Source organism: Pseudomonas sp. TJI-51 (assembly GCF_000190455.2).
In the GTDB taxonomy this organism is placed as follows: domain Bacteria; phylum Pseudomonadota; class Gammaproteobacteria; order Pseudomonadales; family Pseudomonadaceae; genus Aquipseudomonas; species Aquipseudomonas juntendi.
Genome location: NZ_AEWE02000006.1, coordinates 37755 through 56819 on the forward strand (window position 1 = coordinate 37755; position 19065 = coordinate 56819).

Here is a 19065-nt window from a genome sequence, read left to right on the forward strand (position 1 = left end):
GGTCAGAAGGTGCGACTGACAGTAAAGGCGATGAAATCGCGGTCTTTTAGCGGCTGTTCAAAGGTGTAATTGTTGTTGCCGTCCAGGAAGGTGTTTTCTGGGCCGTAGTAATGGGTGTACGTCAAACCCAGGCTCCAGGTATTCAGGTAGTTGCCCTTGATGCCGATGTTGATATCGCCACCATGGTCAGCGCCGAAGCCGGTACCCAAGGCCCCGGAGGCGCCATCGGTGTAGCTGAAGCCAACAGGCACCGAGACATCCAGGCCTGACAGGAATTGGCGATACATGGGCTCGTACACAACGCGCAGGCTCGTCGCATCGCGATCGGCATTCGGATCAAACGCGTCCTTGTTTTTGGTGACGCTCATGACCCTGTTCCAGGCGATTTCACCGAGGAACGTTGCTTCTTGAGAAATGAAGTTAGGCTCCATGCTCGACAGCCACGAGATGTTGGCGTGCAACGTCCGCCCAGTTGCATATAGTGGGTCGGAGTCGTTGTCGATCGCTTCGCCAACTGCCAGCGTGCGCTGACTGGTGGAGGCCAAGGGCTGATTCCAGCGAGTGGAAAGCTCACCAGCAATATTGTAGTTGCCAAGGGTCGTGGAGAAGCTCGCACCGAAGGCTTCAATACCCTCTGGGTAAACCCAGTAGTACTCACCCGCTTTGCCTGACTGCGGGTTGAGGTTGGCGAAGTCTGGGCGAACGTTCAGTTGCGGACTCTTGTCGTGGAATCGGATGGCATAAAGGCCCCAGTCCACCGACTCGGTTCTCCAGCGAAGCTGAATACCGCCTTGCCCGGAGTCCTTAGCCTCCTTGTCGTTCCCATGGTAGAAGGCCAGCGGCTGAGCGCCGGGGAACAGGGGTGCGCCAATGAACATGCGCTCGTTGCCGTCGCCAAAGTTATCGGAGCTGGAGAAATAGCTTCCTGCGCCAGGCAGGCGATTCGCTTCCCACTCGAATTGGTAGTAAGCGCCAATGGACACATCTGGCGTCAGCTGGAGCTGTCCGGATATCTGCTGAACAGGACGGATCAGCTCTTTGAATTGAGTGTTCGGTACCGACAGGCCCTTCACAACGTCAATGGGCGCCATGCCGCCGGCGATGCCGTTCATGCCGTAGAAGAGACTTTCGCCCCATTGCATGGCGTACTGACCAACACGCCCAGTTACTGGCATGTCGCCGATTTCAGTTTTGCCGAAGATGAATGCGTCGAGCAGCTCACCTTTACGCCCGTGCAGAGTACGGGTGTCGTCGGTGAAAGCGTCATACCTTACTGAATAGCTGTTCGAGCGCGTGGGATCGTTATTGTCATTGCCCTGGTTATAGACATCGTCATACCAAGCAGCGCCACTCACACGTGCACCAACATTTTGGTAGGTGATATCCATTTCAGACAGCAGATCAAGACGATTGGAAATCAGGCCTTTGTTGAAGTTGCGATCACCGTCATCCTGGTTCAGCGCGGTTTGACCTTCAGTCAGCTTGTTGCTCTGGCTCTTGGTACGCCAGGCTGCACTGTATTTCAGGGTATTGTCCCAACGCACCCGAAGATCGGGGTTGCCAGTTTCAATTTCAAACGCATGTACATCAGGAATACCAGCCGTAATTGCGAGGAAAGATGTGGCTAGTGCGAGCGGCTTGAGAGGCGGTAATTTTTTCTGGGGCGAGCGTTTGCAAGACAGCATTTAAGTCACCTCATTATTGTTCTTGTTTGTCAGTGTTGGCTTTCGAGTCAGGTGCATCAGGTTGCGACCTGATACACCCCAGGATTCATACCGGTTGTGCTGTGACCTCAAGCATCTGCTTCACCAAAGCAATGCGGTCGAAGTCGCGGTCTTTTTGAATCTCTTTTTCGCCGGCAAACAGCGATCGCTCGCTGATGTACTTGCAGCGCTCAAAACGACGGGCCATGAACCGATCAAGCTGTTCCGCCAGCGTGCCGCCGGAGGTCAGCTCCTCGCTGAGGACGATGGCGTCCTCGATGGCCATGCCGGCACCCTGACCAAGGTGAGGCGTGGTGGCATGAGCAGCATCGCCAATCAGCAGGACGCGGCCGGTGAACCACTGCTCATCAACGAAGACGGCTTCGAGCGGCTTGTAGACGACCTGGGTGTTGTCGGTGATCTGTTCACGCAGTTGTTCGATCAACCCACCAAAGCCTTCCAGGCGCTTACGCAGCTCTTGCGCCAGATGGTTCTCGTCCATCCAAGGATTGCCTGGCTCATGGGAGGTGGTGAACAGGTACATCAGGTCATCTGCCAGTGGGACAAGACCCGCGTTGCCGAAGGAGCCCTGGTAGTTGGCCAGGTGATCGATCTCTGGAGACCGAGGGAAGTTGTAACGCCAAACAGCTTGGCCCGTGAACTTCGGACGGTATTTGTCACCGAAAACCAGAGTTCGTACTTTGGAGTAGAGGCCATCAGCACCCACAACCACCGAGTAGCTACCCTTGGTGCCGTCGGTCATGACCACGTCGATGCTGTTTGCGTTCTGTTCGTAACTTTCAATCGACAGGCCCAGGCGTACTTGGGTACCAAGCTCGATGGCGGTTTCGCTCAGCACCTTGTGTAGCGCACGACGCGAGATTCCAACGTTGGCGGGGTATTGAGGCCCGGCGAGGCGCTGACCTGGAATGCGAACCAGGGGCACGCCGTCGGTGTTGTAGATTCCGACATCTTCGAATGCATACGCGGCGTCAAGGTAGGCATCAAGCAATCCAAGCTTGGCCATCTCGCGTACCACGTTGCTTTGCTGAATGATGCCGACACCGTAGACAGTCCATTCGGTTTTGATCTCGACCAGGTCGACCGCGATCCCTTTGCGGCGCAGCGCAATAGCTGCGCACAGGCCACCGATACCACCACCAACGATCAGGACTTTTTCGATATTCATGAAAGTACTCACGTGTTGTTCTTGTTTGGCTCGCCCGTTACACAGGCAGCCTTTTTCGTGGTTGGGCTGAGTTTCCCCAGAGACGACCGATTTGACTAATCGAGTCCTCAGATGCGACCTATCGCGCTGCGCGATACTTCGATAGGCTGACCAAGGCTGTCGATCGAAAGGCGAATCAGCTCGTCCTCACACTTGAACTCAAGCGCTGTTAAAAACTTCCCCAGGCATGGGCCGTAAACGCAAAGCCCTGTGTCCGGCATGAACTGCGCTCCGTGCGCATAACAGATGACCCGCTCCCCGTTGGCTGAAAGAAACCGATCCTTTCGGTACTCCAAAGGCACATCTAGGTGAGGGCAGCTGTTGCGATAGATGCGCACCTCTCCCTGATGCTTCAGTGCAAACACAGTCGCGCGCCCAGACTCGAACGGATCGAAACCCAGGGCGGTGCCTTCTTGCAGTTGCTGGAGCGGGCAAAGCACCACGCTACGATCCATGGCTCACTCCTGCTGCGGAGGTGGCCCACCTGGTGCCCATTTGTCGCGGGAGCTGAAGAGGAAGAGCTGAGAGTTATCAGCAGACATCGGAGCATGGCGGGCAGCCCAGGCGTCATCGTGCTTGTCCATATCGGCGTCGTATTCGATATGGCAGCCCAGAGGGCTGTTGAAGTACCAGAACCAGTTGGAGCCGAAGAGGTGGCGCCCCGGGCCCCAGAAGCTTGTCCAGCCTTTCTGCTGCAGGCGATAACCAGCCAGGAGCACTTCTGTGCCGCTGCCCATGTGGAAGGTGAAGTGTTCACAGCCTTGCATGTGAGGCGGCGTCTGGATCATGAACAGGCAGTGGTGGTCATCCATCCCGTTCGTGCGCATGAAGGGGCCAACGCCGATGAAGCTGTCAGTGGTCACGAAGCCCAGGCGATCTCGGTAGAACGCTTCACCTTTTGCCACATCGGGAACGAAGTACACCACGTGGGAAAGTGACCGGGGCAGGGCGACCATGTCGGGAGTGATACCCAACTGGTTCATCGGGCGTTGCGGTTCACTGCCAGGCGCATTGGTGAGGTCGGCAGACGCGCTGAACGGACGGCGGCAGGTAACCTGGAAGGCGATGGCAAAGCCAAGGTCATCGACTGTGTGTAGGGCGCCAGCAGCATCCCGATGCACCTCACGATCCCGGCTCAGCTCATCTTCGATCGCGGCCAGATCGGCAGTGCTTTCTACGCCATAGACCGTCTCCCTGAGGGAAGGAGCCGGGCCCATGGCGGGGGGGAGGGATGAGTCATCGGGCTGACGGATGATAATGGCGGTTCCGTCCAGGGCCTCGAAACGGCCACCTTCGGCGTCCAGGTGAACTGGCTTCAGTCCGTAATCACGCAGGCAATCAGCGCAAGCTTGTAAATCGTCGACGCCAAAAACCAAGGCATCAAGTCCAAGGATCTTCATGGAAACCACTCCGTTGAAATTATGATCCGGCAGCTGGGCCGGTGGTGGTCTCTGCGGTAGGCATGCCGCATGACGCGATTGAGAGTGCAGTCAGGTTTTTGAACTGACTAATCGCAACTTGGGATGCCTACCATCTGCGAACTCGATACATAGTCGCAGAGCAAGGAAATCCGGGAGTGGGGCGGTGGTGTAACAAACGGCCTCTTGACGTATCGATTATGGCGGACGAAGGTATTTCAAAAATAACTACAATCACAAGGATGCATCGCAATGCGATTCCACCACTTGGATTTGAATCTGCTCGTGGCCCTGGACGTGCTCCTGGACGAGCAAAACATTACCCGTGCTGCCGAACGCCTTCACATGACCCAGTCCGCCACGAGCGGGGTGCTGGGTAGGCTCCGTAAATACTTCGAGGATGACTTGCTTGTGCAGGTAGGCCGCTCAATGCAGCCCACAGCCTACGCGCTTGAGTTGGCAAAACCCGTCCGTGAAGTACTACTGACCATTAGCTCCTCAATCACTTCAAAACCTGTCTTCGACCCCTCTACCAGCAAACGGCATTTCCGTTTGGTCATGTCGGATTACCTGATCAGCGTCCTGTTCACGCGGGTGATTCAACGCATCCACCAGGAAGCCCCAGGAATCACCTTCGAGATGTACGCCCCAGGGGAGCAGTCGGTGGAGATGGCCAGTCGTGGCGAGATCGACCTCATGTTCGTTCCAGAGCGGTATTGCATCGATGGGCATCCCTCGCAGCTGCTGTTTGAAGAGGAGCACGTCTGCGTCGTTTGGAACCAAAACCCGCTGGTAGGCGAGACCCTTACCTTGGAAAAGTACATGGAAATGGGCCACGTATCTGTCGGTTTCGGCCGCACTCGCCAGTTGAGCATCGAAGAGTGGTTCGTGAACCAGTACGGTTTCAAGCGCCGGCTTGAGGTGATCACGAACGACTTCAACACGCTTCCCCAGTTGCTGGTCGGCACTCATCGCATTGCAACTATGCATCGCAGATTGGCGGAGCTTTATTCGCAATATCTACCGTTGCGGATTCTCCCGCCACCGGTGGAGCTCCCGGTGATGAAGGAGATCATGCAGTGGCATCGAAGCATGGACAGTGACCCCATGCATCGTTGGCTGAGAGAGGCTGTCCGAGCGTCAATCCTGGCACTGGATCAAGCCTCAGCGCCCGAGTCGGCCGCAGTTCTTGACGCTGCGCACTGACTAACAAAACGGAAACTGCGTGGTTTTCAATCCAGGCATCGCGTTTCGCGATACCTTGCATCCGCACTCGCGATTGGCCAAAGCGGAGCCTGCTCAATAACGTCCTTCTCTGATCGTGCCTGGTGTACTTCCCAGCCCCGGGTTCACCTTCCGACTGAAAAGGAAAATAAGAAATGTTCCGCTACTTCCCCACCAATTACGTTTGGAACCTGTCTGTCGACCTCGCCATCGAGATGGGCGCTCGCATGGGTGAGATCGAGGAAATGTGCGCGCCGTTGCAAGAGGCTGCGAAGCAGCCAGACGCAGCCGGCACCGCAGCATTTCGTGAAACCTGGTCAAAAATGGCAGACAAGCTCTGTGGCCTGGCTGAAGAAGATGAGGCTGCAGGCCGCTTGCTGTCGGCGGGCGAGAAGTACAACCGGGCTGCCACCTACTACCTGACCTGCGAGCGCCTGCAAGCACACGGAGCTCCAGGGCGCGAGGCTCTGTACAAGCAGTTCGTGAGCACCTTCGCACGTGGTATTTCCCTGTCCAAAGAAAACTGCGAGCGTGTGGAGATTCCCTACGAGGGCAAAGTCCTCTCCGGGCTCTTCGTGCGCGCTGAAGGCGTGAACGGCCCGGCCCCGATTCTGCTGCAGGTCAACGGCTTGGACTCGACCAAGGAAATGAAGTACCGCGTGGGCTTGCCAGCTTGGCTGGCCAAGCGGGGCGTGTCCTCGCTGCTCATTGACCAGCCTGGCACTGGTGAGGCCCTCCGCCTGCACGACCTCACCGCCCGCTTCGACAGTGAGCACTGGGCGAGCCGGGTGGTCGATTGGCTGGAAACCCATCCTGAAGTCGACTCCAAGCGCATCGGCATGGAAGGTGTCTCGCTGGGAGGCTACTACTGCCCAAGAGCGGTGGCATTTGAACCTCGATTCGCGTGCGGCGTAGTCTGGGGTGCAAACCACGATTGGCGTGATGTCCAGAAGCGTCGCCTGGAGAAGGAAGGCAGCTTGCCTGTCCCTCATTACTGGGCACATGTTTGCTGGGTATGGGGCGCCAAGGATATCGAGGACTTCATGCCAATCTCCGAGAAGGTTCACCTCGACGGGATCCTGGATCGCATCAAAGTGCCGTTCCTGGTCACCCATGGCGAGAAGGACTCTCAGATTCCACTGAAGTGGGCTCATCGTACCTTCGAACAACTGGTCAACAGCCCTAAGCGCGAGCTGAAGATCTTCACCGATCGTGAGGGTGGGGTGCAGCACTCCAGCTTCGACAACAGCATCAACGCGGGCCAGTACATTGCGGATTGGGTCGCTGAGACGCTCGGTGGTCGTACCGCCTGACGGCATTTGCTGGCTTGAAGGGTGGGGTGGCTACGGCCACCCTTTTTTTCGGCTTTCTAATTTGCCGTTTGCAGCCCTGAGTAGGTGTAGGAGCTTGTAGGCGAGCTGGCGCGGACGGACTTCGAAGTGATACTGACTGCCGGCGCTGGCGCCCATATGGAGAGCTGCTCACAGCGGCTTGTCCTTACTGACCAGACAACCATGCCGGCAGGGCCATAAGTGTTGCGCACGGGCACACACCAGCGCTTTCAATAGGTCACATAGATGCAGCTAACTGCGATGACCGACTAGCTATCGCTCAGCAGCTTTTCCAGCTGTGCGTGCTCCCAGGTACTCAACAGCTCTACTGGGTCAGTACTGTACGACTGCAGCGAGTCGAAAATGTAAGCACGTCCCTCCGGGCTGTAGCAGCTGTCGCAATAGTCGAGCGTGTCGCAGTCGTTGTAGAACGTGAGCACCCAGCCATATCACAAGCAATGAGGGGGGCTAATGAGCGTTTTGGAACTTAAGATGAGTCTTAGCCTTCTGAAAAGGCGGGAGCAGCGGACAGCTGAAGTGATCGCTAGACATCGCGTATTTAGGGCGTAAACGCTGAGGCTGTCGCGAAATGAGGCGACTAGCCCTAAGCGTTGTTTCACAAGGGCTCTAGCCGATGCCCTGCCAATTTAAGCGACTTTTCTTGGGATAGTCGCTAGATTAAACATTATTTTTGTGGATTGTCGCCTTATTAAGCATCAACAACAACGAATACCATTTTGTCGAGGATATCTCCCATACGAAGGTAGTTCGGCTGTCATGAAATTAGTCCAAAGTTAGATCAGTAGATTTATTGGCCCTATCTCCGCCCCCGATGGGCGGTCTACCCAGTTGTGGTCGCTAACCCCGGAGGCCGTGGCATGCGCCTACCTAGACAGGCAAAGACGGCGTAGCCGGACACTCGCGCTGCGGCCAAAACAGAATTCTCCGGTCTCCGCACATAACAAACCGCAATCTCCATCCCTCCTTGCTGGGCAATCTGGCTCGGTGGAAGCCTTTTTGCGCAGAGTGTTGTGTTGGTGGCTGCATCTGTTGTACCCACCAATAAGTGATCCGTTTCGTCCAGATTTCTCTAGGCTCTGTACGAAAAGAGATGTCGCAAACACCGCATGGAGCAAGCCAGTGAGACCATGGCGGCATAACTTTTCGCGAGCTTGTCGAAGCGAGTCACGATCCGACGGTTCTCTTTCAGCCAGCCGAACATGCGCTCGATGATGTTGCGCTGTCGGTATTTGGGCCGGTCAAACAGTCTTGGTAAGCCAGGCTTGGGCTTGCGCTTCATCGAGCGCAGCGGGATGACGGGTTGCATTCGATATTGGTCGCAGTAGCGGCGTAGCGCTTCTGCGTCGTAGCCCTTGTCGGCAAGCAGCCATTTGCAGCGCTTGCGCGGGCGGCCACGTTGGCTCGATGGAATGCTGATCTCGTCCAACAGTGGTTGTGCGTAGCTGATGTCACTGGCTTGACCGCCAGAGAGGAGAAAACGCAGCGGTGTTCCGTTGGCGTCGCATAGCATGTGGATTTTGGTTGTCAGGCCACCGCGACTGCGGCCTAGAGCATGATCGGCAGGCTCGTCAGGCCCCCTTTTTTCCCGGCGCCTGATGAGGCTCGGGTTGCGCGTACTGCGGTTGAGTCGATCATCCAGGTTTGCAGATCGATCAAGCCCTGCTCATTCAATCGCAGGTGCAGACGTTTGAGCATCTGCTCTAAAGTCCCTTGGTTTCGCCAGCCCCGAAACCGTTGATACACCGTTGACCATGGGCCGAAGCGCTCTGGCATATCTCGCCATGCAGCACCTGAGCAGAGCACCCACAGCACGCCATCGAGCATCAGCCGGTCGCTCAGTCGGGGCCGGCCTCGGCCATGGGTTTCGATGAAGAGATCGGAGACCACATCCCAGGCCTCGTCCGTGAGTTCGTAGCGCCTTGCCATCACAGAATTCCTTTCCGTTAATGGCGCGTAACTCTACAAAATCTCAGCGCTAAAGGAGCGACGATTAGGTTTCTCGGGATTTCGTACAGAGCCTAGGGCTCCCCCTGGTGGCTTCGCCTTCTGCGATGCAGGGCCCTAGGGCTACTTTTCGTTTGAAACTAAGGACGAACGACCCTCTGACAAGATGAATTTAGTAAATGCATTTTGGATTGAGCATGTACCGAGATGAAGCCTTGATGAAATTCCGTCGTTCCCGTTTCAATTGGAGGCTTCTGCCTCGATTTACTCAGTGATTTGTGCGTCAACCTTGTACTTTTTAATGCTTGAGCTTTGAATTTCGGTATGGCGTTTTGGGTTGCGTTTTATACGTCTATTGTTTTGTGGGTTTTGATCAAGATTCACCTTCGCCTATCAAAAAAGTTGCATTCACAGGGTTGACACAAAGCCAAAATGGAAGTTAAAAATGAAAAAGCATTCAACTTCGCGCTCAGGTAGATGGGTATCACCTGATGGTTTAAAGCATGTCCATCGGGGCTCTACAGGTGTACTTGTCAATTTCATAATCCTTGGTTCAAAGCTATGACCGATACTTCAGAAGATTTGTGGGGGGCGTTAAATAGCTTTACGCCGCTAGAGGAGATAGGGCGGCATAAGGTCGGAAGTGAGCGCTTTACGGTAATTAGCCTCTTCATTGATGGAAAAATATCAGCCGCTGAAGGCATAAATTTACTAGGCATAGGGAAGCAGTATTTTTATAAGTTGGTAGCAAGGTCTCGAGGGGCACGAAATTACAATAAATTAGTGCCAGGTAAGCGGGGTCGTAAAAGCGGGAGCGATAAACTTGATGCTCGCGTGGAAGCAATTATTGATAAAGCTTTTGATGATTACTATTATGGTATTTCTGCTAGCTATGCGAAGGTGTGGTCGGTATGTCAGTCAGAAGCTGATGCTCAAAAAGTTGTGCGTCCCTCTTACTATACGGTCAGGCGAAGGATTAAATCTAAGCCTCCAAGATTATTGTACGAAAGGAAATACGGAAAAGACGCAGCGGAACAAAGATACGGAGCGAGGCCTGGACATAAGAAAACCGACCGCCCACTCCAATGGGTTCAATTCGATCACACCGTCATGGACATATTGTTGGTCGACGAAAATGACCGCCAAGTCATTATTGGCAGGCCTTGGATCAGTTTGGCAATTTGTATCCATACAAGGGTGGTTCTTGGGTTCTATTTGTCTTTATTGCCACCGAGCGCTGTAAGCGTGGCAATGTTAATCGAAAATTGCGTGCTGCCAAAGAATAAGATCTTATTAGCTTTAGGGATGGAGGAAAACCTTTGGCCAGTTCACGGCTTGATGGAAACTATCCATACTGATAATGCTAAGGAATTCATATCTGATGTGCTGGTACTAAACTGCAAGCACTATGGAATTGACGTAAGGCATCGCAATGTAGGAAAAAAACATCAAGGAGGACATATCGAGAGTTTGATTGGGAAGTTCATGACAACCAAAGTGCATTTTTTGCCAGGAACAACGGGTTCAAACGTAATCGACCGGAAGTCATATAGCAGTGAAAAACGCGCATCAATGACGTTTAGTGCGCTACGCAAGTTCATGATTTATCAAGTGTGCGCATATCATGAGACCAAGCATTCTGGCATCGGGAAAAGCCCTATTGAAGCTTGGAATGATTATTATCGAGATGGGGTGGAACCAAAAAGCATTCCAGAAAAAGACCATGATGGTTTTCGCTTTAGCTTTTATCCAGAGTTTGCCGCAAAACAAGTAGTTCCGCAAGGGATAGAGTTATTCCGACGGTTTTATTATGCTCCTGCACTAAAAAATCATATTAGAGAGAAGGTGCTGGTTAAGTATGACCCTTACAACCTTGATGTAATAAGGGTTAAAGTGAATACAGAATGGTTCGTGGTTCCTTGTGTACGAAACTCTTCTGGCAGACATTCGCATTATGAATATTATCGGCATCAGAGGCGCATTAAGTCCATACCAAATGGCACTATGACTAGGCGTGGCAGTGAGGCAGTATATAGTGCAAATCAACTCGTGGTAAATGAAGTAAAAGCTACGACTAAGGCTAGGCGTCTGAAGAAGGAAAAAGGTCTAGAGCAGCATAATGCTTACTCCATCATTTTAGAAGGCGCGAGCAAAAAAAATAATGAAAGCGCTGAAAATTATTCGAACGTTGCCCATGTAAGTGCTAGCCAGGTTGGAGGGCGTAGAGGGCTGATTGACCATTCGATGCCTGGGATAGTCTCGAACCTGCGCTCAAACAATAGTGTAGATTACGAAGATGAGCCGACTTTGTATTGATCGTTCATTAATGAACGATTAAGTATTTTGATTTTTGCCTTAATCCAATTGTTTTTGCGAGACTATTATGTCCGATTTTTCCCACGTGCATCCCGATAGCCATAGCTATTTTTCGTTAACGGATCATGAGCGAACATTGGTGTGCTGTCAGGATATTTGGGTGCCTCATCCCTCAGTTGAAAACCTAATTGCACGTATGCATGTGATGATGCAGATGACAAATAAAATCAATGCCCCCAGTATGCTAGTAATAGGGCCTGGTGGCTCAGGTAAAACTAGCATGATTGAGGAATTGAAGAAGCGACATCGTGTTTGGGCGGAGAAAATGGTATTTGTAACAATGCATCAAAGCCCTAATGGCTATTCATTGAAGGAGTTGATACTGCAAGAAATTGGAGTAGGTGTGTCGCGTCGTGCGCGTCTGAATGAAAATATCTCGCCGGAATTGCAATACTTGATTAAAAGTCAAAATATTCGGGCCATCGTTATCGATGAGATTCATGATGCATTGACATTAACAGACTTCCAGCAGCGAATTAACTTGTCATTGTTGAAGAATTTAGCTGGCTCTAACTATGGTCTCTGTGTCTTTGCATTCGGTATCCCAGATGCCGCGCGGGTATTGAGGCGTGACGCTCAGTTGGCCCGCCGGTATGCTGTGAGGTCCCTAAAACAATGGGGGAATGATAGTGAGTTCAGAAGCTTTGTAGCATCGTACATTTTTCGCCTCCCTTTACGGAAGCCGACAAACTTCAAAGACCAGAAGTTGTTTCTAAAGATAATGGAGACGGGCCAGGGGCTGACCGATAACATTGTGAAAATTTTACAGGCGGCAGCCATGGCCGCAATCACTGATGGCTCTGAACATATTGCTCACAAGCATCTTGACAATATTGAGTATATTATGGATGACCTATGTATTGCGCTGCGCGACGTCGACCAGCTTGAGCGTGAGGGCGGTTTCGCATGAATAGTAGCTCCCGTATTTCCAAGGCAATTAAAGTTCTCCAAGGACAATGCAAGATTGAATATTCGTTCCCTGAATTGACGAATACCATAGCAGAGCTAATACGAAATACAAACATCACTGCTAAGGGTGTAGTCGTTCACCTAGAGGGCGAACCTGGTTGTGGCTTGTCCGCCAGTCTTGAACATGTGGTAAATAAATTTGGTGTAGAGGCAACTAAGGTCAATTATAATTTTAGCTTCGGCAAGCTATCTTTATTGGATAATTTCGCTATTTCTTTGGCAATAAGATCCCCCTACGAGCACCTGAAAAAAGCTCCCTTATATATGGATCAGTACATAAATGAGGTAGGGTTAAAGCTAGTAGTAATTGATGACTTGGAGCGCTTCGAAATCACACATGATAACTCATTGGCTGAATGCTTGGTCGCTATATCGGAAGTCGGAAATGGTCTAGTTGTTCTATATACAACGCACTATCGGCCGCTGGCAAGAAAGATAGAAAAAATTATGAAAGGAAGGGTGAATTTATTTAGAGTTAGAATGTCGCTCGAGTCATCTGATCTTTCCAATGTCGCATTTAAGTTTTTAATCGCTGCGAATGGTGAAACTAGACAAAGTATTAAGTTTTCTGAATGTGCACTTGAACACATCGAGCAGCAAGCATGCCGGCTCGATGAGTTTGTAAAGACCTTAGAGGTGGCTTACGCATATGCGACTTTAAGAAATGATAGCCTACTCAAATTTTCAGGTGCTGAAGAAGAGCTTTCAATTCAAGGAAGTCAGTATGTTGAAGTCCGGGCTATGCTCGAATGCTAAAATGATAGCCGGTGAATCTCTTTCATCTTGGAGTTATCGGCTATGTCAAATCCCAGAAGTGCAGCAGTATATACTGCACAATGCTGGGGGTTATGGACGTGGTCCACGATTATTTTTGTCACTTTTCGAATTTGAAAAGCGTGAAGCTCACTGCGACTTAGATTTTATAAGCCCGGACCATAAATGGAAGGTTCTGCCATTGATTATGGGGTCAGATTTAGAAAGATTCGTCAAGCCTGTTAATGTCGCGCCGATGATACCTTGGGGATTTCGGCGATCTTATTGCGAAGATTGCATGCGTGAAAATCTTCGATCTAATTGTTCTTTGATGCTCAAGATTGCCTGGCGATACGTATCAAAACCATTTTGTGAATTGCATGATGTGTTGCTTAAGGATGTCCCGCGACAGATAGGTGCCGCGTTGGATGCGCCTCGGGCCATATTTAAATGGAATCATAGTATTGAGAGTAAGAATCTCGGACATGCAGAATATGTTAACAACTGGGCCGATTTGCTTAAAACCGCATGTCGTGTTCAGAAGAAACTCGTAAAATTACGTAATCTTCAGCAGGATCGTTGCATTTATCTCTTTGATAACACAATAATGAGCCTTATGCGGGCTCTTCTTACACCAGGCATGGATTTGTATCGTCATTCCGGTAGTAACAGACTGCTAGATATTGTGTCCAGTGAAGGTGAGACGCTATACCTTAGCTGCTACTTGCAGCCGTTTAGGGCTTCTGCAGCTTGTCGCGCGCGCGCGCTTTTTTTTATTGGAATATTGCTAGGGTGGGTTAGTCAAAAGGAGGCCTTTAAGTCACTTCGTGGCGATCCTTGGGAATCAGATACGCCGGAAAAAATATGGGGGAGCGTGTATAAATTTGATAAAGAGCTTTATTATTGGCTTAGAAATAGCTTGATCAGATTCCAGACAAGCGCCCTAAGTATTTGCACTCCACAGTTCGCATAAGTATTTCATGTACACTTATATAGTTCCGATTTACGTTACCCTGGGTTTTTACGTCAAGGTGTCGGGTCAGTTCAAGAGGCAACATCCGTTTTTATGTTATGTAGTTGACGCGCGCAGCTGCAAAATAGTAGGCCATGCTTTTTCGGTCGGTAAGCCCACGATCAATCTCTATGGTAGAGCAATGCTGGGCGTGCGCGCGGAACAGTTGACTCATTCCTCTGACTCCGCTCACACCTCTCATTCGTGTGAATTGTTGCGAATTCGCGGTCCTAGTTTTGTTGGTTCTCTAGCTGACGTTTTTTGTGATGTTGATAAGCCAGTGATGATATCAAAGATACGTAGATCGCGGAATTTGACATTGATTTCTGAGACGATGTTGGCATCTTTGTTGATGCACCATATTTACGAAGCCTTTTCCGATATTTTCATGGCACAAGCAGCAACGATGTCTATTGAGGTCGCTACTCTAAATGCTTTATTAAACCAAGCACTTAGTCGCTGCAATCGATCATTAGATGATTTCCCGCACTGGATCACATTGAGGTAGCGGGTAAGTTTTGCCAAACTACTATTCCAAGCTAATGGAATAGTAGTGTGGTGGGAGAATTGATGTCCTAATTTCCGCCAGCAAAAGCTGTGCAAAAAGAAGGTGCGCTCTCATACTTAGTCTCCATCCTATAAGCTCAATTCTAAGTTGGTCCGTACTCAAACGAACTACCACTATATTTTAAGTCTGAACGGGAGAGCCGGCGCTGCTCGAGGCTAGATTAGGAGTGGCGCAGAGATAGATTCCAAGGCTGATCGTGGTTTCAAATGTGGATTTGCTTTGCGAGACACTGTGCCGCCTAAGGTGGCATTGAAGGCCAAGGTCGAGAGCTCTAGGTGCATGTGGGATTCGTGTTTTTTTGTTACGATCACCGCCACCGAAATGATTTTCTTCACTTGGCAAAAAAAACTTCATTTTTGAGGTTTTCCTACACTTTTTCTTCATTCGCGTGAACCAACGCGACGTATTCCAAGCCACGTTCCAGTGGCTTCGACACTGTCCCTGCGGTTCAACGCTTTTACAGTAGGCTGTCCATGAACGATCAAAAAAGCCCCCCTAGTGTCCATTCGAAAGCAGTCGTTTTCCACTCCTGCTACGACACTGTGCTCAGAAAGGTGGACGCACGATACGATATACGCGGTTACGTTTTGGCTCAGATGGTCAAGCTTTGCCTCCAGAGCCGCGGTACGCTCCCGCTCGCGTACCGCAGCTTTTATGCGCAGTACGCTCAAGCCGAGGCGATTGCGTTCTTGGAAGCGTGTGTTACCCACTTGTTATTCGGCCCGGCTGGTCGCCTTTCACCACAGGAGTATCACTACCAGAGAGATGCATACCAAAACCCGGGCTAGCCCGTAGCCCGATCAGCAGCATTCTGATGCTCACGTGTAAACGCCGTACTCAAGACGGTAGAGGAAGGCCCATACCTCCATATAGCTTTCATGACTCCAAAGCAAGGTGCATGGGGTGTGGTTGCCAAGACCAAGCGCAGGGCTGATCATCCAACGCTGTGCCAGTTCTCCTTTGCCGAGCACCTCCATTGCTTTTCGAAAAATTTGCGCCTTCCTTGTTAAAAAAGCCCCATGAGCAGAGGTCCAGCAGCTGATTGAGGGCTGGTCGCTAATTCCGTGGATCGTGATACTGTTCATGACAAGTGTTCCAAAGGCAAATGTCGAGAGACTTTGATGACACTATGACCTCAGGCGGGGGTTGCACGCCACCGATCTTGTAGGTAAGCGCAGCGACTGCGGACTGCTATGTCAACATACCCTGAGTTTATCGAGTTGCGGGGGAGTGTCGCCTGAGGCCAGTCGGTCATGCCGCTAAACCCGCCCCTGAAAGCCCCGTCTGAATGGCGTCCATAGAGCGCAGCCGCCACGCCTGCCCACGCCTGCAGTGTGGGGAACGGGCTGAACATCGCTGGCTTCAACACGGGGACCGCACCAGATTCGTGGGTTGGTGGTATGACTTCAAGCTCCATCGGCGGCGCACAGTCCTGCATCGCCTCTTCCGAGCTATCATTGCACTTATCGCGGCGAAGATAGCGGTCGCTGCGGCATACAGCCTGGTGTGGGTAGGGCCAGCATGGCGCGTCCGGTGAAGCGTGCTAACAGTCTGCGCCTCATCGACGACACGCGGCTCGGCGTGTCCCTGGATGAAACCTGCGAGCAGGCCAGCGTCGAGGCGCTGTGGCAGGTGTTCGCCGTGCCCGGCCAGGCCCTGCCGGAGTTCGCCGCGCTGGCACTGGATGTCGAGGATTGCCTGCCGGCCGCGCTGCTGCGGGAAAGCCCTTTCCTTCAGCATGAGGTGTTCAACCGCTATCACTCGGAAACCGAGCTGATGCGCTACCTGCGCCGCCTGGCCGACAAGGACCTGGCCCTGGACCGCACCATGATCCCGCTGGGCTCCTGCACCATGAAGCTCAACGCCGCCAGCGAGATGATCCCGGTCACCTGGCCGGAATTCGGCGCCCTGCACCCGTTCGCCCCGGCGGAACAGGCGAGGGGTTACCGGCAACTGACTGACGAGCTGGAAGCCATGCTCTGTGCCGCCACCGGTTACGACGCCGTGTCGCTGCAGCCCAACGCCGGCTCCCAGGGCGAGTACGCCGGCCTGCTGGCGATCCGTGCCTATCACGCCAGCCGAGGCGAGGGCGGGCGCGATGTATGCCTGATCCCGTCGTCGGCCCACGGCACCAACCCGGCCACGGGGCAGATGGCCGGGCTGCGGGTGGTGGTCGTCGCCTGCGATGCCCGCGGCAACGTCGATGTCGCCGACCTGCAGGCCAAGGCCGAACAGCATCGTGAACGCCTGGCCGCGTTGATGATCACCTATCCCTCGACCCACGGTGTGTTCGAAGACGGTATCACGCGGATCTGCGAGATCGTCCATGAACATGGCGGTCAGGTGTACATCGACGGCGCCAACATGAATGCCATGGTCGGCCTATGTGCGCCAGGTAAGTTCGGTGGCGATGTTTCCCACCTGAACCTGCACAAGACGTTCTGCATTCCCCATGGTGGTGGCGGCCCGGGCGTCGGGCCGATCGGGGTCAAGGCGCACCTGGCGCCTTTCCTGCCGGGTGCTGGCAAGACCGGGGCAGTGAGTGCGGCGCCGTTTGGTAGCGCGAGCATTCTGCCGATCACCTGGATGTACATCCGCATGATGGGCGGAGCGGGCCTCAAACGCGCCTCGCAGGTGGCGATCCTCAGCGCCAACTACGTGGCCCGGCGCCTGGAGGAGCATTACCCGGTGCTCTACACGGGCGAGAACGGCCTGGTGGCCCATGAGTGCATCCTCGATCTGCGTCCGCTCAAGGAGAGCAGCGGAATCGGTGTCGAGGACGTGGCCAAGCGCCTGATCGACTATGGCTTCCATGCGCCGACCATGTCATTCCCGGTGGCCGGGACTTTGATGGTAGAGCCGACCGAGAGTGAGTCAAAGGAAGAGCTGGACCGCTTCTGCGAGGCCATGATCGCAATCCGCGAGGAAATCTGTGCGGTGGAGACCGGTGGGCTCGACAAGCAGGACAACCCGTTGCGCAACGCCCCGCATACAGCGGCTGAGCTGACTGGTGAATGGACGCATACCTATAGTCGCGAGCTGGCGGTGTACCCATTGTCGAGCCTGCGCGAGAGCAAGTACTGGCCGCCGGTGGGGCGCGTGGACAACGTCTACGGCGACCGCAATCTGGCGTGTGCCTGTCCGCCGGTGTCGAACTATCAGGATGCCTGAGTGATCTTTCGCCCCCTGTCGCTGACTTGCCAGCGATAGGGGGGCGAAAACCTGGCTATAAAACCCGAACAACAAGGAATTTCCCATGTTCCACAAAAGCCTCACCCTGTCTGATTTCGACCCTGCACTGTTTGACGCCATCCGTCGCGAGACGCAGCGCCAGAAAGACCATATCGAGCTGATCGCCTCGGAAAACTACACCAGCCCCCAAGTGATGCAGGCCCAGGGGACCGAACTGACCAACAAGTACGCCGAAGGCTACCCGGGCAAGCGTTACTATGGAGGCTGCGAGCACGTCGATGTGATCGAGCAACTGGCCATCGACCGTGCCAAGCAATTGTTCGGCGCCGGCTACGCCAACGTTCAGCCACACTCCGGCTCTCAGGCCAATGCCGCCGTGTACCTGGCCTTGCTGCAACCTGGCGACACTATCCTCGGCATGAGCCTGGCCCACGGCGGTCACCTGACCCACGGCGCCAAGGTCTCGTCCTCCGGCAAGCTTTACAACGCCGTGCAATACGGCATCGACGCCAATGGCCTGATCGACTACGACGAAGTCGAGCGCCTGGCTGTCGAGCACCAGCCAAAGATGATCGTCGCCGGCTTCTCCGCTTATTCGCGAACACTGGACTTCCCACGTTTTCGCCAGATCGCCGACAAGGTCGGCGGCTGGCTATTCGTCGACATGGCCCATGTCGCCGGCTTGGTCGCCGCAGGCCTGTATCCAAACCCGCTGCCATACGCCGACGTGGTCACCACCACCACCCACAAGACCCTGCGCGGCCCCCGTGGCGGCCTGATCCTGACCAAGGGCGAGCCAGAGCTGGAGAAGAAGCTCAACTCGGCGGTATTCCCCGGCGGCCAGGGCGGCCCGCTGATGCATGTGATCGCGGCCAAGCAGTGTGCTTCAAGGAAGCCCTCGACCCCAGCTTCAAGGACTATCAGGCCCAGGTGATCATGAACGCCCAGGCCATGGCACAGATCTTCATCCAGCGTGGCTATGACGTGGACTCCGGTGGCACCAACAACCACTTGTTCCTGGTCAGCCTGATCCGTCAGGGCATCACCGGCAAGGACGCCGATGCTGCCCTCAGCCGTGCCCATATCACCGTGAACAAAAATGCGGTACCCAACGACCCGCAGTCACCGTTCGTGACCTCGGGCCTGCGTATTGGCACCCCGGCGGTCACCACCCGCGGCTTCCGGGAGGCGGAATGCCGTGCACTGGCGACGTGGGTGTGCGACATCCTCGACCACCTCGGCAATGCCCAGATCGAGGCCCACGTGGCGAAGCAAGTCGCGGGGCTGTGCGCGATGTTCCCGGTCTACCCAGCCTGATCCATCGAG

General features: G+C 53.5%; 12 protein-coding genes and 2 pseudogenes. 8 read left to right on the plus strand and 6 right to left on the minus strand.

Translation table 11 applies throughout. From position 1 onward, the window contains the following. Positions 1-2: 2 nt before the first annotated feature. From G1E_RS01465 to G1E_RS01480, 4 genes are all read right to left on the minus strand, one after another. Complete coding sequence (locus tag G1E_RS01465) at positions 3-1685, minus strand: DUF1302 domain-containing protein (RefSeq protein ID WP_033690794.1); 1683 nt, start codon at positions 1683-1685, stop codon at positions 3-5. Positions 1686-1770: 85 nt separating this feature from the next. Continuing rightward, entirely contained in the window at positions 1771-2892 is a 1122-nt protein-coding gene (locus tag G1E_RS01470) for an FAD-dependent oxidoreductase (protein WP_009684876.1), read from the minus strand. A gap of 107 nt (positions 2893-2999) precedes the next feature. Next, positions 3000-3386, minus strand: a complete 387-nt coding sequence (locus tag G1E_RS01475) for a Rieske 2Fe-2S domain-containing protein (protein ID WP_009684877.1) — start codon at positions 3384-3386, stop codon at positions 3000-3002. Between the two features lie 3 nt (positions 3387-3389). Next, positions 3390-4331 carry a VOC family protein gene (locus G1E_RS01480; RefSeq protein ID WP_009684878.1) on the minus strand — a complete coding sequence of 314 codons (942 nt, stop codon included), beginning with the start codon at positions 4329-4331 and terminating at the stop codon, positions 3390-3392. 270 nt (positions 4332-4601) lie between these two features. Between G1E_RS01480 and G1E_RS01485 the strand changes: the two genes are divergently transcribed. Continuing rightward, positions 4602-5555: a LysR family transcriptional regulator gene (locus tag G1E_RS01485; RefSeq protein WP_009684879.1), complete on the plus strand. Its 954-nt coding sequence runs from the start codon at positions 4602-4604 to the stop codon at positions 5553-5555. A gap of 173 nt (positions 5556-5728) precedes the next feature. After that, positions 5729-6886 carry a S9 family peptidase gene (locus tag G1E_RS01490; RefSeq protein WP_009684880.1) on the plus strand — a complete coding sequence of 386 codons (1158 nt, stop codon included), beginning with the start codon at positions 5729-5731 and terminating at the stop codon, positions 6884-6886. A gap of 1108 nt (positions 6887-7994) precedes the next feature. On the opposite strand, the gene G1E_RS27195 is transcribed toward G1E_RS01490, so the two are convergent. Then, positions 7995-8851 (minus strand): IS5 family transposase gene (locus G1E_RS27195; RefSeq protein ID WP_157050327.1). Its coding sequence is split into 2 segments (ribosomal slippage): positions 7995-8507 and positions 8510-8851, totalling 855 coding nucleotides; the frame shifts between segments, so codons are not numbered across the junction. A gap of 579 nt (positions 8852-9430) precedes the next feature. Here G1E_RS27195 and G1E_RS27200 point away from each other — a divergent pair. The 4 genes from G1E_RS27200 (at position 9431) to G1E_RS28205 (ending at position 13940) form a co-directional block, all read left to right on the plus strand. Beyond that, positions 9431-11185 (plus strand): Mu transposase C-terminal domain-containing protein, encoded by a 1755-nt coding sequence (locus G1E_RS27200; protein ID WP_080641041.1) that lies wholly within the window; start codon positions 9431-9433, stop codon positions 11183-11185. A gap of 67 nt (positions 11186-11252) precedes the next feature. Continuing rightward, positions 11253-12155 carry a TniB family NTP-binding protein gene (locus G1E_RS01505; protein ID WP_232251875.1) on the plus strand — a complete coding sequence of 301 codons (903 nt, stop codon included), beginning with the start codon at positions 11253-11255 and terminating at the stop codon, positions 12153-12155. Beyond that, complete coding sequence (locus tag G1E_RS28200; protein ID WP_143524265.1) at positions 12152-12970, plus strand: hypothetical protein; 819 nt, start codon at positions 12152-12154, stop codon at positions 12968-12970. The genes G1E_RS01505 and G1E_RS28200 overlap by 4 nt, the downstream gene beginning before the upstream one ends. Beyond that, complete coding sequence (locus tag G1E_RS28205; RefSeq protein ID WP_143524266.1) at positions 12939-13940, plus strand: hypothetical protein; 1002 nt, start codon at positions 12939-12941, stop codon at positions 13938-13940. Before G1E_RS28200 ends, G1E_RS28205 begins: the two co-directional genes overlap by 32 nt. Positions 13941-15365: 1425 nt before the next feature. On the opposite strand, the gene G1E_RS01515 is transcribed toward G1E_RS28205, so the two are convergent. Further along, positions 15366-15632 (minus strand): antitoxin Xre/MbcA/ParS toxin-binding domain-containing protein, encoded by a 267-nt coding sequence (locus G1E_RS01515; RefSeq protein ID WP_009684887.1) that lies wholly within the window; start codon positions 15630-15632, stop codon positions 15366-15368. Between the two features lie 463 nt (positions 15633-16095). On the opposite strand from G1E_RS01515, the pseudogene gcvP reads away from it, so the two are divergent. Then, a pseudogene (gcvP, locus tag G1E_RS01520) lies at positions 16096-17718 on the plus strand (aminomethyl-transferring glycine dehydrogenase); the annotation flags it as partial. Between the two features lie 85 nt (positions 17719-17803). Continuing rightward, positions 17804-19056: pseudogene (glyA, locus tag G1E_RS01525) on the plus strand (serine hydroxymethyltransferase). Positions 19057-19065 lie beyond the last annotated feature (9 nt).